The organism is uncultured Gimesia sp. (genome assembly GCF_963972345.1).
GTDB lineage: Bacteria > Planctomycetota > Planctomycetia > Planctomycetales > Planctomycetaceae > Gimesia.
In genome coordinates this window covers 1-14,043 of sequence record NZ_CAXAVM010000183.1, presented here as the reverse complement: position 1 = coordinate 14,043, position 14,043 = coordinate 1, and the positions used below count along the sequence as shown (strand labels likewise).

Here is a 14,043-nt window from a genome sequence, read left to right as displayed (position 1 = left end):
CCTCGGCTGAAGCCGCGGTTGTGATTCTCGGATTTGAACCGCCTGAAGAAAGTGCCGAGGCCGCGTTCTTTGCCCGCATGGAAACATTCGTCGGAGATCTGCCGCGCGTGCTCTTCATCGAAAGTGCCGGCGGCATGGAACTGGAATCGTAACCTGAAACAGGGTTTCAGGCTGACTCCCGTATTAAATCGCATGCGATTAATATTGTGAAGTGATTGATGTGGACTTAAAAGAATAGCGGCAAAGTTCGAATCATTCCGACTGCGATGGGAAGCACCGGCAGCAAAAACAGGCAGGGGGCTGTTTGTCAGTCAGCTTCTGCTTCCGTTCGCAGGAAAGTCTGATAGAATAAAGTTTGCTGCCTGGAGTATCTGAATTGACTATCGAACAGGAATATCCCATGCGTCATCCACTGCTGAGAAATATTGTCTGTCCCCTGATCGCGCTGGCGGTTGTTTTTTCGTTCTGTGAATCTGTCATCGCGGCAGAGAAACTGGAACTGAACGTCGTGACCGATCGGCCGGATGCGATTTACAATACGGGGGAAGAGGCAACGTTTCTGATTTCAGTAACGAAAGACGGAAAGCCCCTCGCCGGTGAAAATGGCATGACGGTGACGTACCGGGTTGATGACTTCATCAGCAGCGGCCCTGATTATCCCAACGGGAAGCTGACAGTGGGCAGTGAGCCGGCGATCGTGAAAGTAACCTGCAGCAAGCCGGGATTTCTTCGCTGTATGGTGACCCTGGATGAGAACAGGCAACTGACGAAAACAGCCGGCGCTGCATTTTCACCACTGGAGATTGAACCCAGCCTGCCTGTGCCTGCCGACTTTGATGAGTTCTGGACGGAACAGAAACGCAAGCTGGCGGAAGTTCCCGCAAAAGCGAAGCTGACGCCGGTCCAGCAGCCCGACAAGAAAATTGAGTGCTTTGATCTGCAGGTGGACTGTCTCGGCGGAGCGCCGGTCTCCGGCTATCTGGGAAAACCCAAAGATGCGAAACCCAAAAGCCTGCCTGCGATTTTGTGGGTTCACGGCGCGGGAGTCCGCAGTTCCTCGCTGAGCAATGCCATCAAAGGGGCCAACCAGGAGATGCTGTCGCTGGACATCAACGCGCATGGCCTGCCTAACGGCAAGTCGGCAGAGTTCTATAAAGAACAGTATGCGGGTCCTCTCAAGGGCTATCCGCACTTCGGTCGCGAGGACCGCGAAACAACCTATTTTGTCGGCATGTTTTTACGTTTGATTCGCGCGCTGGATTATCTGACCTCGCAACCGGAGTGGGACGGAAAAACCCTGATCGTGATCGGCCACAGCCAGGGTGGCGGACAGGCGCTGGCTGCCGGTGGTCTGGATCAACGGGTGACCTTCATCGCGACGGGCGTACCTGCCATCTGCGATCATTCCGGGCGTGCTGCGGGACGCATCAATGGCTGGCCGAAACTGGTCACGACACTGCCCGACGGTTCGCCCGCGGGCACAGAACTGAAAGCGGCCCAGTACGTGGACGCAGTGAACTTCGCCAGCCGGGCGAAGGCGGATGCGATTATGAGCGTCGGTTTTATCGACGTCACGTGCCCCCCTTCGAGTTGCTATGCCGCCTATAACCAGTTGAAAGGGAAGAAGCAGGTCATCAACAAACCCCTGATGGGCCACGCCGCACCCGGTGACATTCACAAAGCATTTATTGATGCGGTGAAGGAACACGTGAAGGAACAGGCTGGGAAGTAGGGGGCAGGCAGATGACATCCGAAGCAGTCAAAATGATGGTACTCCAAACAGTGAATCAAGAGCACCTGGGCTTTACCCTGTTTCATCCTGATCTCAGCCAGAGTACGGGAGACTGTGTCTTTATGATCGTTCCTCAAAATCCTGAGTTACTGGAATCAGCAGAAGTTGCTTTGTTTCAGTCGATGAAAGAAGCAGGCGAGCATCAATGGGCGTGGAGTGAAAGTGATCTGCTGATTTCACGGGGAGATGAAATCATTCTGAAATATCGTGGTGATGGTTTCATTGATCATGTGGCGACCGGAACACGACTGGGGAGATGGGCTACAAAAACGCCTGCGTAACAGCTTCTATTCAGCAATGAGTTTTCCCTGCTGGCGGCCCTTGCGAAAATGTTCATTTGACTACTATGATGTAATTTACAGAAACCGCGCTCCCAGTGGAATGAACATCATCAGTATTGAATCGATATGGAGAAACAGATGACTGCTCAGTCAGGATATAAAAATGAGTGTCATGTAACAACAGAATTAGACACTCGCCTTGTCGTTTCGGGACTGCTCCCATTTCTGTCAGTCGCTGTCCTGCTGATCATTTCTACCGCCTGTCAAAATCAGGAAGCCCCGCAACAGACGACCAACGCACCGCAAGAGAAACCAGCTGAGAAGCAAGTAGTGAAGCCTGACCATTTCGAAGGGCCGCTCAAACACGAAAGAGAAGTCAATTGTGTGGCCTTCAGCCCGGACGGCAAAACAGTGATTACCGGCTGCCGCGACCAGACAGCGCGTCTCTGGGATGTCGCGAGCGGACAACAAATCGGGGAACCACTCAAACATTTTGGACATGTGAATTCGGTACTCTTCAGCCCGGATGGAAAAACGGTACTTACTGAGCATGGAAGCAAGGTCAGTATTTGGGATGTGGAAACCCGGGAGTTGCAGGGCGAACCGCTTGAGAATCATGGTGGCCTGAAAGCGATCGCAATCAGCCCGGATGGGAAATCTCTGGTTACAGGCTGCTTTAATAAAACAGGTTACCTGTGGGATCTGACGACAGGCGAACAAAAAGGTCAGCCACTGCATCATGAACTGGAATTACTGGATGTGGCTTTCAGCCCGGACAACAAACTGGTTCTTACGGGCAGTGCGGATAACACTGCGCAACTCTGGGATGCGGAGACCGGCGAACCACAGGGGAAACCATTCCCCCATTCTGCCGCTGTTGTGAGTGTCGCTTACAGTCCAGATGGTAAGACGGTAATCACCGGAAGCCAGGACAATACAGGTCGACTCTGGAACGTCAAAACCGGAAAAGCTGTAGGCAGCGCGCTGGAACATGGTTTATTTCTCTACTCGGTTGCTTTCAGTCCGGACAGCAAAACGGCGATTACCGGAGGAGCCGACTCTAAGGCTCGCTTGTGGGACGTGAGTAATGGTCGCTCACGAGGAAAACGACTGGACCATACCGACTTTGTAGAAATCGTTACGTATAGCCCTGATGGGAAAACGATCGCGACGGTCAGTTCTGATGACAAACTGTGGTTCTGGGACTCTGAAAGCGGAAAACTGAAAGCCAAACCGTTCAAGCATGAAGATGGAATCAACGCAATGGCCTTCAGCCCGGACAGTAAAATAATTATTACCGGGTCCGATGACAATACGGCCCACTTGTGGAAGGTCCCCTGATTTGACTTCATAACCAGTGATAAACACCAGGCCGCTCACGATAAGTTACCGTTAAACGTTACTTGATCGAACCGGTTGAAGGTTCTCTGAAGATCGGGTAGGGTGAGGGCTTCTTAAACTTTACCTGCAAGGAGTCTTCTTATGAGCGAGCGAATTGTGATGCGTACGGGCGAAAGCCTGGTGGCCGGTGGTCCCCCGTTTACGGCTGCGGAACCGGAAGTGGTGATTGGTGAACTGGATGGCCCCGTGGGTACCGCGATTGCCACGCTGACCGGCGGACAGTCAGCCGGTCACTCGAAAGTCTTCGCGATTCTGAATACTGACATCCAGGTCAGACCCGTGACGCTGATGGTAAGCAAGGTGACCGTCAAGAGCAGTGCCTACACGAATATTCTGATGGGAACCGTGCAGGCGGCAATTGCCAATGGGGTGCTGGATGCCGTCCGTGCGGGGGATCTGCCCAAAGAGAAAGCGAATGACCTGGGCATCATCTGTTCGGTCTGGCTGAATCCCGGCGCGGCCACCGATGAGAACCTGGACCACAAAGCCCTGTTCGAAATTCATCGCAAAGCGACCGCGCTGGCGATTCATAAAGCGATGCACAACGAACCCACCATCGACTGGCTGCTGGAACACCAGGATGAGATCACACACAAGTATTACCAGAAAGGTCTGGACGGCACTCTGTAACGACTCGATGTGACATCCTGTCGTCCGAACGGAACTGCGTCAGCGTGCACGGAGAGCCGCGACATTCTTGCAGAGTGCAGCTGTAATTCACGATAAACGAGAGTACTTCACATTCAACCATAGCGTCTCTCAATCTATTATTCCTGATCTAAATGGACTTGGAGACGCGACAGGATATCTGGACACAATCTAAAAACGAGGCCTGCAGCTGACGGGCCTCGTTTTTTTACGCACACGCGCAACTGCTGTCGCCCGAGAGACCAGGGGGCTGTGTGCTGCGCGACCAGCCTGCAGGCTGAGCAGACACAGCGGAAGTGTTGACACGATTTCTTAATCGTCAATTCACAAACGCGCGCAATGCGTTTTTCACGATCTGAAATACGCATCGAAAATACAACTGCTGCTTTCATCCCCACTTTGAAAAATTGCGCTGCAGCCCGGTGGAACTTTCTGCGAGGTTCTTAGTGGCTGGCATACATGTTGCACAATTTTTTAATCGCAACGCCGGCAGGGAATGCCATGAGGTTGCACCATGTGCGAGCACGGCTTCAGATGCAGCAGCGAACGAGATATCACGATCTGGTTGATCACTCTCCACGGATATCCGGCATCTGAAATAATGTCGCAGTAGAGGCGCGAGCTACTGCAGCGGGTCGGCGGTCCAAGCCGAAATCAAAACCTTTTCACTTTTCAGACAAGGAGATCGCAATGGTAGTACAGATGTCGAAATATTTCTTCATCTTAACCTTATGTTTGTATTTGAACCCCCTGGGTGGCGCAGTATTAAATTCAGTGAATGCTCAGGAGCCGGCTATTTCCGACAGATCTATAGATCCGGCCTTTGAGAGGGGAACAAGCAGATACGAAGATGACTACTGGTTCGAGAAAGAGTGGTGGTACGACAACGAAGATGAGGACGAACAGTGGTTCAGCGATGACTGGTGGTACGACGACGAGGAAGAATATACCTATCGCTATGGGGAATCCGACCTCTACGACGACGAGTTCTATGGCGATGACCATTACTACGAAGACGATGACTGGCCACAAGCCTGGTGGGAAGATGGCGAAGACTGGTGGGAAAACGACAACTCTGAAACCCGCTACGGAGATTACCGGGAACCCAATACAGACTACTTCTACACCAATGAATTTTACGGCGACGGCGAGCGTCCTGAATATCGAGAGAACCGGGACGCCGACTGGTCGGAAGAAGATGTAAGTGGGAATGGGTACGACTACGGTAATACCGACGACTACGATCAATATTTTACCGCTGATGAATGGTGGGACTAAGCTCAGGGGGAGTGTGTTGAGGGACGATCCGTGTGCCCGTCGGTACAACGTGGTTTCCACGGCGGGCCGCGGTCTCCCTCTCCTGCTGAGATCCCGAAACGAAAACTAATTTGAATCAACAATTAAAGGAGTTTGATTAATGAATTTCAGTAAGTCTGTACTATTAACCTCTGCGTTTGGTCTGGCTGTGGCACTGGTTGTGCCTGCTCAGGCTGAGGACAAAAACAGATCACAACAAGATCAGTCAAATCAGAAATCCGCCCGGAAACAGAGTCAACATTCGCAGGATAAACAGCATTCAAAGCGCGGTAAGCGTTCGCAACAGCAATCATCAAGCGATCGCGAGCAGAGCCGCTACCGCCTGGATATGGATGGCTGGGTCCACGTCGGGGTCGACTATGATCGTGATGGTGTATACGACGCGGTCGAAACGATCTTTCTGTATGATCTGGAAAATGCCCAGAATCAGAGTCGGCAGCGTTCACAAGCAAACCGGGGCTCGGCGCAGATGCAGCGCGGAGAGCGGGGGCAGCGTGGTCAACGCGATCGGCAGGTGCAGCTCACCGGTAAGATCAAGAATCTTCAGGAAAAGAACATGACCTCTTCAGACCAGACACAGATGGTCGCAAAGTTGAAGACCGATGAAGGCAAAACTCTGCGTGTCTGCCTGGGAGCGAAAGAAAAAGTCAGTCAGCTTGACCTGGGAAAAGGAGACGAAATCAATGTGAGAGGCATTCGCGCCCGAATCAATGATGACTCGGCTGTGATGGCGCAGTTCGTATCCTTTAATGGAGAAACGATTCAGAACGAGCTGCCTCAGCGTCAAGGTCTGAGAAAATTCCAGGGAACCATCGAGAATACGCGGAAGACCAGCTTCCGGGGACGCGATGGGAAGTTCCTCGTCGCTGATTTAGCCCTGAAAGGAAAAGACGAAACCCGACGTGTCAATCTGGGACCCGCCAGTGAATTTGAAGATGTGGACCTCTCGGAAGGGACGTCAGTTAAACTGCTGGCGCGGGAAGGCAGAATCAACGATCAGGATGCACTGATCGCACAACTGATTCGCGTGGATGGACAGAGCATTGATGTCCGCGAACCCACCAGCCGCACGATTCGTGGTGCAATGAAGTCTCGCGACTCACGTAGCTCACGCTATTCACGTGATGCACGACAAACCCGTCAAGAGACTGCCAATTCAGAACGCTATGAGCAAAGTAACCGTTAGTCTTAACGGAACTCTTGCCGACAGCTCATCAGCGTAACGAGGCGATGGCTTCCTCCTTCAGGCGGCCATCGCTTTTTTACTGCGCTGTCAGAAATATCTCCTGACCAGAAACTTCTTTGTGTGAAATTCTATGGGGACAGACCATGCGTGTCTGGTTCAGACTTTGATATCACACAGGGGAATGATCGTGCTGGTGGATTCCAGCAGCTGTTTGATTGTTACGCGTGAGAAGGCGGCTTCGGTGTCGGCGTAGACCCGATCCAGTTCCGCATGCAGCGGACAGAGACTGGTGTGCGATTTCAGCCCCAGCGGACAGGCGTTGATCCGCTCCAGCGGGGCAATCGCGTTCACGATATCCAATATCGTCAGGTCGCCACTTTCTGCGATCAGTTCATAGCCCCCTTTGGGGCCGCTTTTGGAACTCACGATCCCCGACGCTGCCAGGTCCTGCAGCACGCGGGTCAGATAGCGGCGGGGGACTTTCGTTCGTTCCGCCAGGAAGTCAGCGGATGCCGGTTTTCCGGGTTGTCCTGCCAGGCAGGCGACCGCGCGCAGGGCATATTCGTGAGTTTTAGAGAGCATTTTGGAGTTCCAGGTCGTTTTTTAAAAATATCCTCAATTCTACACCTTGACATGCAGAATTATATTCTATACCTTTCTATGTAGTATAAAGGTTTCGGCCTGTATTTCAAGCTTTCTCTCGGGAGAACTTCATTATGTTAAGCGCTAAAACAATCCAAATTGTCAAAGATATCACCCCTGCGGTCGCCGCCAATGCGGAAACGGTTACTCGGGTTTTCTATCAACGCATGTTCAGAGAGAACCCTGAAGTGCAGGCCTATTTCAACCAGGCCCACCAGCATTCCGGCGGTCAGCAGAAAGCCCTGGCGGGTGCCATCTGTGCCTATTTCCTTCACATCGATGACCTGGAAGCGCTGACTCCCGCGGTGGAACTGATCGCGCAGAAACATTGTTCGCTGGGCATTCAGGCTGAACAATATCCGATTGTCGGCAAACATCTGCTGGCGGCCATCAAGGAAGTGATGGGGGACGGCGCGACCGATGAAGTGCTGGCCGCGGTGGGAGAAGCCTATCAGCTGCTGGCGGACGTCTGCATCGGTCGCGAGCAACAGATCTACGCAGCACAGCAGGCGGCAGTCGGTGGCTGGAACGGTTATCGTTCGTTTGTTGTAGATCGCAAGGAGCAGGAAAGCGATGTGGTGACTTCGTTCTATCTCAAACCGGCTGACGGAAAGGCGATTCCCGACTATCAGCCAGGCCAGTACATCACGGTGAAGATCGATCATCCCACCACGCCGACTTCTCCGCGGAACTACAGTCTCTCCGATCAGCCCGGCCAGGGATATTACCGGATCAGCGTGAAGAAAGAAGGCCCGTTGGCGGCGGATGCGCCTGGCGGATTGATTTCGAATTATCTGCATGAACAGGTCGAGCTCGGCGATACACTGCAGATCGGTCCTCCCTGTGGTGAGTTCACCCTGGCAGCGGATACACCTTCAACACGACCTGTGGTACTGCTGGCGGGTGGAATTGGTATCACGCCGTTACTGGCGATGGCGAAAACAGTACTAGCGACGCAACCCGAGCGACCCGTTTACCTGCTGCAGGCCGCCCGCAACAGCAGCACGCATGCGTTTGCGGAAGAAGTACAGCAGTTGCAGCAGAGTGCTTCAAAGTTACAGACACGTGTGATCTACGACCAGCCTGTAGAAGGGGATGTGGAACTGCAGCGGTGTGACGCGACAGGCGTTGTGAGTGAAAGCCTGCTGCGGGAGTGGACGCCGTTTGAAGACGCCGAGTACTATTTCTGCGGCCCGAAAGCCTTCATGCAGAATGTGTATCGCAGTCTGCAGGCACTGGATGTGGGCGACGATCGGATGCACTTTGAATTCTTCGGACCACGACAGGATATTGAAAGCGCGGCTGCCGTCGGCTGATGCGTATTTCGCGAAGATACTGTCAATGATGAACGGCTTCTGGATGGATGGTCATTCAGAAGCCGTTTGACATTAAGAGGTTTAATAACAGACGAGGCAGGCATTAAAAAGGTGTCAGGAACCTTAATATTAAGGTTCCTGACACCTTTTTAATCGGGTGGTGCGTTTTCGTCGCATTTTTTGCAGTTGAGCTGATGGCCCAGCATCGAGGCGCGGCCTGCTGCGGTTGTGACCCAGGGGCGTTCTTCGAGCGGTGGGTTGTGGCGGACGTGCTGTTTGTGGCCGCACGCGAGTTCCGCGACCCAGTGTCCCTCTTCGTCAGTGTGATAACCGGTAATGGGCTGCAGCATGGAGAGTCCTGATAAAATATCGCTGCTCAGTCGCTGGAACTTTTTTTGAACTGTTCGTTGATCGACTTGAGGGTTTCTTCGGTGAGGACCTGGCCGCCTTTGGGGCCGACGTTGTTGCTTTCGATGATCGCGCTGTAGCTGCCGCCGCGAACGGCGCGTTCGCTGGGCACGTAGGAACCGGGGCCGCAAAGCTGGATCACGAACGTCTGCAGGGCCGGGCTGCGGGATTTCATCTGGGTGCCGAAATCGGTGAAGAGTTCGAAATCATTCGTGGCGAGAGCGACATCGCCCAGACGCAGGGTGTGCAGTTCCATTTCATACGGTTTTTCTGTCCTTGCGTGCTGTGCGTCGTAGCGATCCAGAACGGACTGTTTCCAGTTTTTGATCCAGACCTTGGAGGGATCGTCGGCATAAGCGGCGACCTCTTTTTGTACGCGTGCGTAATCTTCGTCGGTGACGATCTGGCGGGGAAGTTCGATGGTTCTGACTTCGTGTTTCAGAATCGGGTCGGCGTGTTTTTCCTGTTGCGCGCCGGCGTAGGCTTCTTCCCAGGCGTTGACGATGCGGCGTGAAATCTCTTCCAGCAGTGTCAGCTCACGCAGTTTCATCATGCGGGCTTCGGCTGATTTGCGATACATGGGGCGGGGCACCTGATCGCCGCCGGCACCGGTCCAGCCGAGTACACAGAGCTGTTCGCCGTACTTCTTCTTCAAGGTTTCGCGAACCTCATGCCAGAAGTCGGCATTGACGGCAGAGCGGCCTTCGACGGCCTGCGCAGGGCAGGCGACGTTGACGGCGGTGGCGATCAGTTTGTCATCGTTGTTCCAGAAAAAGAGGACTTCGACGCCGTGATCTTCGTAGCCTTCGATGCCGCGAAAATCTTTGGCGCTGGTGCTGCCATACATTTTCGCCCAGCCTCCCTGGTACAGGGCGCGACGATTCTGTGCAACAACCGCATGCCCCAGTCCCCAGCCGACGCGTCCCGGCTGGCGATTGTTCCAGGCTTCGATGATGGCGTCAGCGATTTTCTGCGAGGCGAATTCCACGAACTCGGCCGGTTTGGTGACTCCGGTTTCCGGCAGTGTGTAGCGTCCTTCAATCATCGTGGGCGCGGTGTGAGTGTGGGTGGCGTTCATGATGACCTTCTTGAGATCAAGGCCGTTCACTTTGCCTTTGAGTTTGTCGCGCACCGCTTCATGGATGCCGCCACGAATGCAGACCAGGTCGCAGGAAACAAAGACGGCGTGTTCGAGTGATTTATCTCCTTCGCGCGATTCCAGCACCAGTGCAGTAGCGGTGACCGGGCTTTCCACTGTTTTGGCGATGCGGGTTCGCATCTGGCCGGTCAGCGAGACCGGCAGTTTCGGAGTAATATCTGTGGTCGCAGCGCCCACGTATAATTCCGCAGCGTGCGACGGCGTTGCCATCAGTAGTGCCAGCAGGAGCAGCAGCCCCGGTGATGTCAGCTTTAACAATTGCTTCAGATCTGAAAACAGGTGTGTGGGCATGGTGTACTCCTCCGGGTTAGCTGTGATTGGCTTCAGGCACTCTCAAGGGGTTCGAAGTCGGCTTCCTGGAAATCGTCGACGCTGCTCAGCCAGTGTTCCTGGATAAAGGCCTGATGTGCGGGATGATTGCTGTAGAAGTCGTATTGTTCCTGTGTGTCGAACCGCATGCTGATGCCGAACGTGTGCTGATTTTTGGGGCTGGTCTGGCGACGGATGACGAAGTCTTTGACATCCTGAATTTCTGCCAGGGCCGCGGCGGCGGTGAGGAACCTGGTTTCTGAGGCAGAACCATGTGGATGCGTCAGGCGAAAGGTGACGGTATGTTCGATCACGGGATGACTTTCCTGTTTTTCAATATTGATTTGATTTAGCGGTGCGTGCTCCCTTACATGGTAAATTAAGAACGTTAATTTTGCTATCGTGGAGCAGTTTTGATTTTTCTACTGCGAAAAAGATGAAATGACACGAACGAGTTCTGGTGACCAGATTCGAGTGAACGGGCTGTTTTTCTATTGAGTGGCTGTGGTAACATTCGTGTATGAGTATGAAGCCCCCCACAACCAGAAATCGCCGTGTGCTCATGGGAAGCGGGTTGATCCTGCTGGCCTGTCTGTTGGCAGGTGGGGGGGTCGTGGACAAGAATATAAGCGACGCCAATCAGCAGCGGAGAGTAATTCAATGGCTGAGTAAAGATCGTGGTCAGGGGCTCTACCGATTCCAAACAGGAGAAGCCGGCAGTTACGAATTCAGGACAGTAGATGACGGACGCTACCGATATGAGGCAGCAGAGGAGGGAGAACCTCAAACAGAATTCCGGCCGCCAGGTCCCGACTGGTTAAGAGATTTCCTGGGGATCGATTACCTCGATGATATCATCGTAGTCTCCGCATACCCTGAAGCAGATATGACTGACATCAGTCCGCTGGCTGATCTGCCACATTTGAAAACTTTGTCCATTGAACACTCTTTTGTCAGCAACCTGGCCCCTTTAGCAAATTTGAAACAACTGCAATATCTGTCACTAATCCAATGCCAGATCACAGACGTGTCCCCTCTCGCACAATTGACGAATCTTAAATATTTAAACCTTGCCTATACCCCGATCAAAGATGTTAAATCATTGCATGGACTGAAGCAGCTTCAAATTCTGTTTCTGAATGAAACCAGAGTCAGCGAAGCAGATTACCAGGCAATACAGAAAGCATTACCAGATTGCCTGATCGAGTGGAGCCCCGCTCCCAACACTCCTTAAGATCGGAAAATACGAATTCCTGTAGCGTAATGGCTTATCACAATCACTCGATAGACAATTCATTTTAAGATTTCGATGCAATGAAACAGAGAGTCACCAGAAGATTTTCGATACCGGTTATTACCATTCTATTCTTGCTCTGCTCTCTTCCTGCGAACGGATCGGAGCCCGAGCGGTATGCGCTACTGAAACAGCAGATTGATCAGGCGTGGCAGGTGACGTGGACGCGGTTTTATCGGCCGCAGACGCATCTGTTTTATGATTATCTCAGCAGCTATGAGCCAGGGCAGGAACTGGGCCATCTGCCGACGGCGGAAGAAGTCCAGCGGCAGTTTCCCAATCCGTGTGGTTACAGCACGGGGATGGAAGACGGCATGATCCTGGGTGGGGCAATGCTGAGCACCATCGTCGACATGTACGACGTCACCGGGGATGAAAAACTCAAAACCGATATTGATAACGTTTTTCAAGGCATCAAACTGTGTGCGACCGTGCATGGCGTACCCGGTTTTATTGCCCGCGCCGTGTGTGTCGAGGATGGCAAAAGCGTTTATATCAATTCGTCCCGCGATCAATACACGCATTGTGTGCACGGCTTGTGGCGGTACTATCACAGTCCGCTGTGCAATGAGAAAACGAAACAGGAGGTCCGTGCGATCCTGTCTGCGGTCGCCGACCGGATGATTGCCAATGTGACGGCGGAGACGAACTATGATTTCCTGCGAGCGGATGGCAAACGCTGTCCGCTGGGAATCTGCCGGATGTGGAATGTGCGTCCCCACGAAGCAGCACGACTGCCGATGATCTATGCGGCGGCCTGGGATGTGACGGGTGAGGAGAAGTATCGGAAACAGTATCGTCACTATCTGACGCCGGCGATTCGACAAACACAGTCGATGAAACCGGATGAACATCATTCCGCTTACGTGTATGTTCAGATGCAGTGTTCGTTCGAGTTACTGCATCAGCTGGAACAGGATCCCCAGCTCAAAGCCGACCTGCACGGGTTGATGAAACAGACGGCGGAAAAAGCACTCTCCAAAATCGGCCACGCCCGCAAAGCCCTGTATGATCTGGATCTGACCATGCTGGGTCCCGACTGGCGCAAGGCTGAAAAATGGATCACGCAAGGCGAGTATCGCAATCCCCAGTGGGGGGCGTACCGCCGTGTCTGGCATGCAATCCGCGAAGCGGGTGAACTTTCACTCGTGCCACTGATGCTGGCCGATCTGCCGATCACCGAGGCACAGAAACAGAACCTGGCAGACATCATCCTGCGGATGGACTACGCACAGACCTCCAGCTGCGGCGTGATCTATCATCTGGCTGCGTACTGGAAAGCGCGGAAACGCGGGTTGTTTTGAGTGGGTAAAGCGGACTTTTTTCTACCGCGAAAAGTACGAAATGAAATCTGAGGACAATGAAATAACATGCGAAAAGAAGAAGTGGAGATCTACTCGGACGCCTCTAACTATGCCATTATGAGGCATCCGGGGCGTAACTTTCCCGGCTCGCTGATTCAGGGAGATTCTCTGACGCACCTATGTCATACGGCTGATGCGGTGCGGCGAGAAATAGATAAGGGCGATCTTGAAGAAGCGAAGGTCGAGCTTGAGATGCTGAGAAAACTGCTCTGGTTCCGATTGCAACATTACGAAACCATACTCATTGAGCATGAATGCGAGCTACCGTTTCAGCGTGGACTGCAACCCCATCCACCGCTGGAGGTTTTTGATGATGAAGATGAGTAAAACTGGAGTCTGTTTTTTCGTGGTAGAAGAATTCTGATAAGGAGGTTTCAGTTGTTCCCATTGTTCGTGATGCCGGGTTGATACTCGCCAGGCGGGTCGACACATGGGTCGCCCCCTACGTTGAACGAGTGGGATTTGTTGTTTTGAATTGTACGTTTTCCCTGACAGTTTCCTGTTGTCTGCGACAACCCCGGATTACATCCGGGGCTACCCGTTTCGAGAGGTGACTCCTGGTGTTGCACCAGCACTGTCGGGCAAGCCGACAGATGGCACACGCACGTCTGATTTAGCAGGAGCCATTGCAATTAATAGAGAGGTTCCCGTGTGCCACGGTCCGGCTTGTCCGGCCGTGTCGAGCGAATATAGGAAGCACGGTTCTGGAAGGAACGTGGTAGCTGCGACCTCCTGCTCGCTGCGCTCAGCCCGGATGTGCATTCGGGCTTACCCATTTTTTCTTATGGCTGGGTTTGGGGGTTTCGTGCTCGATATTTCTGATAGGGAGGTTTCAGCTGTTCCCATTGTGCGCGATGCCGGGTTGATACTCGCCAGGCGGGTCGACACATGGGTCGACCCCTACGATGAACGGGTTGGCTTTGTTG

The 14,043-nt window shown here is 53.1% G+C and carries 15 protein-coding genes; 11 read left to right on the top strand and 4 right to left on the bottom strand.

Going from position 1 to position 14,043, the window contains the following annotated elements; translation table 11 throughout:
* The first annotated feature begins 400 nt into the window (after positions 1 to 400).
* The 6 genes from AACZ40_RS23045 (at position 401) to AACZ40_RS23020 (ending at position 6,625) form a co-directional block, all read left to right on the top strand.
* Positions 401 to 1,732, top strand: coding sequence for an acetylxylan esterase (locus tag AACZ40_RS23045; protein WP_291176094.1), 1,332 nt, complete (start codon positions 401 to 403; stop codon positions 1,730 to 1,732).
* A gap of 11 nt (positions 1,733 to 1,743) precedes the next feature.
* Positions 1,744 to 2,073: a hypothetical protein gene (locus tag AACZ40_RS23040; RefSeq protein WP_291176091.1), complete on the top strand. Its 330-nt coding sequence runs from the start codon at positions 1,744 to 1,746 to the stop codon at positions 2,071 to 2,073.
* Positions 2,074 to 2,211: 138 nt separating this feature from the next.
* A complete protein-coding gene (locus tag AACZ40_RS23035) occupies positions 2,212 to 3,414 on the top strand; it encodes a WD40 repeat domain-containing protein (RefSeq protein WP_291176088.1) in 1,203 nt (400 codons plus the stop codon).
* Positions 3,415 to 3,555: 141 nt separating this feature from the next.
* Entirely contained in the window at positions 3,556 to 4,104 is a 549-nt protein-coding gene (fae, locus tag AACZ40_RS23030) for a formaldehyde-activating enzyme (RefSeq protein ID WP_291176085.1), read from the top strand.
* A gap of 708 nt (positions 4,105 to 4,812) precedes the next feature.
* Positions 4,813 to 5,400 (top strand): hypothetical protein, encoded by a 588-nt coding sequence (locus AACZ40_RS23025; protein WP_291176083.1) that lies wholly within the window; start codon positions 4,813 to 4,815, stop codon positions 5,398 to 5,400.
* 139 nt (positions 5,401 to 5,539) lie between these two features.
* Positions 5,540 to 6,625, top strand: coding sequence for a hypothetical protein (locus AACZ40_RS23020; RefSeq protein ID WP_291176080.1), 1,086 nt, complete (start codon positions 5,540 to 5,542; stop codon positions 6,623 to 6,625).
* A gap of 156 nt (positions 6,626 to 6,781) precedes the next feature.
* Here the strand turns inward: AACZ40_RS23020 and AACZ40_RS23015 are convergent, their stop codons facing one another.
* A complete protein-coding gene (locus AACZ40_RS23015) occupies positions 6,782 to 7,207 on the bottom strand; it encodes an Rrf2 family transcriptional regulator (protein WP_291176077.1) in 426 nt (141 codons plus the stop codon).
* Positions 7,208 to 7,341: 134 nt separating this feature from the next.
* Here AACZ40_RS23015 and hmpA point away from each other — a divergent pair, with 134 nt between their 5' ends.
* Positions 7,342 to 8,583 carry an NO-inducible flavohemoprotein gene (hmpA, locus tag AACZ40_RS23010; RefSeq protein ID WP_291176074.1) on the top strand — a complete coding sequence of 414 codons (1,242 nt, stop codon included), beginning with the start codon at positions 7,342 to 7,344 and terminating at the stop codon, positions 8,581 to 8,583.
* Between the two features lie 149 nt (positions 8,584 to 8,732).
* On the opposite strand, the gene AACZ40_RS23005 is transcribed toward hmpA, so the two are convergent.
* The 3 genes from AACZ40_RS23005 to AACZ40_RS22995 are packed head-to-tail and all read right to left on the bottom strand — an operon-like array spanning position 8,733 to position 10,773.
* Entirely contained in the window at positions 8,733 to 8,933 is a 201-nt protein-coding gene (locus AACZ40_RS23005; RefSeq protein ID WP_291176072.1) for a DUF3565 domain-containing protein, read from the bottom strand.
* Between the two features lie 26 nt (positions 8,934 to 8,959).
* The gene (locus tag AACZ40_RS23000) at positions 8,960 to 10,441 is read right to left on the bottom strand and encodes a neutral/alkaline non-lysosomal ceramidase N-terminal domain-containing protein (RefSeq protein WP_291176069.1); all 1,482 of its coding nucleotides are present in this window, start codon (positions 10,439 to 10,441) and stop codon (positions 8,960 to 8,962) included.
* 32 nt (positions 10,442 to 10,473) lie between these two features.
* On the bottom strand, positions 10,474 to 10,773 hold the full coding sequence (locus AACZ40_RS22995) for a Dabb family protein (RefSeq protein ID WP_291176067.1): 300 nt from the start codon (positions 10,771 to 10,773) through the stop codon (positions 10,474 to 10,476).
* Between the two features lie 206 nt (positions 10,774 to 10,979).
* Here AACZ40_RS22995 and AACZ40_RS22990 point away from each other — a divergent pair, with 206 nt between their 5' ends.
* The 4 genes from AACZ40_RS22990 to AACZ40_RS22975 all read left to right on the top strand — a co-directional run.
* A complete protein-coding gene (locus AACZ40_RS22990) occupies positions 10,980 to 11,693 on the top strand; it encodes a leucine-rich repeat domain-containing protein (protein WP_291176064.1) in 714 nt (237 codons plus the stop codon).
* A gap of 80 nt (positions 11,694 to 11,773) precedes the next feature.
* On the top strand, positions 11,774 to 13,057 hold the full coding sequence (locus tag AACZ40_RS22985) for a hypothetical protein (RefSeq protein WP_291176061.1): 1,284 nt from the start codon (positions 11,774 to 11,776) through the stop codon (positions 13,055 to 13,057).
* Positions 13,058 to 13,123: 66 nt separating this feature from the next.
* Complete coding sequence (locus AACZ40_RS22980; RefSeq protein WP_291176059.1) at positions 13,124 to 13,444, top strand: hypothetical protein; 321 nt, start codon at positions 13,124 to 13,126, stop codon at positions 13,442 to 13,444.
* A gap of 388 nt (positions 13,445 to 13,832) precedes the next feature.
* On the top strand, positions 13,833 to 14,043 hold a 211-nt coding region (locus AACZ40_RS22975; protein ID WP_339675998.1), incomplete at its 3' end, for a hypothetical protein.

What these genes read in the sequence shown, in the direction of transcription:
- AACZ40_RS23045 (WP_291176094.1), top strand. Translation starts at nt 401, where the DNA reads ATGCGTCATCCACTGCTGAGAAATATTGTCTGTCCCCTGATCGCGCTG.
- AACZ40_RS23040 (WP_291176091.1), top strand. Translation starts at nt 1,744, where the DNA reads ATGACATCCGAAGCAGTCAAAATGATGGTACTCCAAACAGTGAATCAA.
- AACZ40_RS23035 (WP_291176088.1), top strand. Translation starts at nt 2,212, where the DNA reads ATGACTGCTCAGTCAGGATATAAAAATGAGTGTCATGTAACAACAGAA.
- fae (WP_291176085.1), top strand. Translation starts at nt 3,556, where the DNA reads ATGAGCGAGCGAATTGTGATGCGTACGGGCGAAAGCCTGGTGGCCGGT.
- AACZ40_RS23025 (WP_291176083.1), top strand. Translation starts at nt 4,813, where the DNA reads ATGGTAGTACAGATGTCGAAATATTTCTTCATCTTAACCTTATGTTTG.
- AACZ40_RS23020 (WP_291176080.1), top strand. Translation starts at nt 5,540, where the DNA reads ATGAATTTCAGTAAGTCTGTACTATTAACCTCTGCGTTTGGTCTGGCT.
- AACZ40_RS23015 (WP_291176077.1), bottom strand. Translation starts at nt 7,207, where the DNA reads ATGCTCTCTAAAACTCACGAATATGCCCTGCGCGCGGTCGCCTGCCTG.
- hmpA (WP_291176074.1), top strand. Translation starts at nt 7,342, where the DNA reads ATGTTAAGCGCTAAAACAATCCAAATTGTCAAAGATATCACCCCTGCG.
- AACZ40_RS23005 (WP_291176072.1), bottom strand. Translation starts at nt 8,933, where the DNA reads ATGCTGCAGCCCATTACCGGTTATCACACTGACGAAGAGGGACACTGG.
- AACZ40_RS23000 (WP_291176069.1), bottom strand. Translation starts at nt 10,441, where the DNA reads ATGCCCACACACCTGTTTTCAGATCTGAAGCAATTGTTAAAGCTGACA.
- AACZ40_RS22990 (WP_291176064.1), top strand. Translation starts at nt 10,980, where the DNA reads ATGAGTATGAAGCCCCCCACAACCAGAAATCGCCGTGTGCTCATGGGA.
- AACZ40_RS22985 (WP_291176061.1), top strand. Translation starts at nt 11,774, where the DNA reads ATGAAACAGAGAGTCACCAGAAGATTTTCGATACCGGTTATTACCATT.
- AACZ40_RS22980 (WP_291176059.1), top strand. Translation starts at nt 13,124, where the DNA reads ATGCGAAAAGAAGAAGTGGAGATCTACTCGGACGCCTCTAACTATGCC.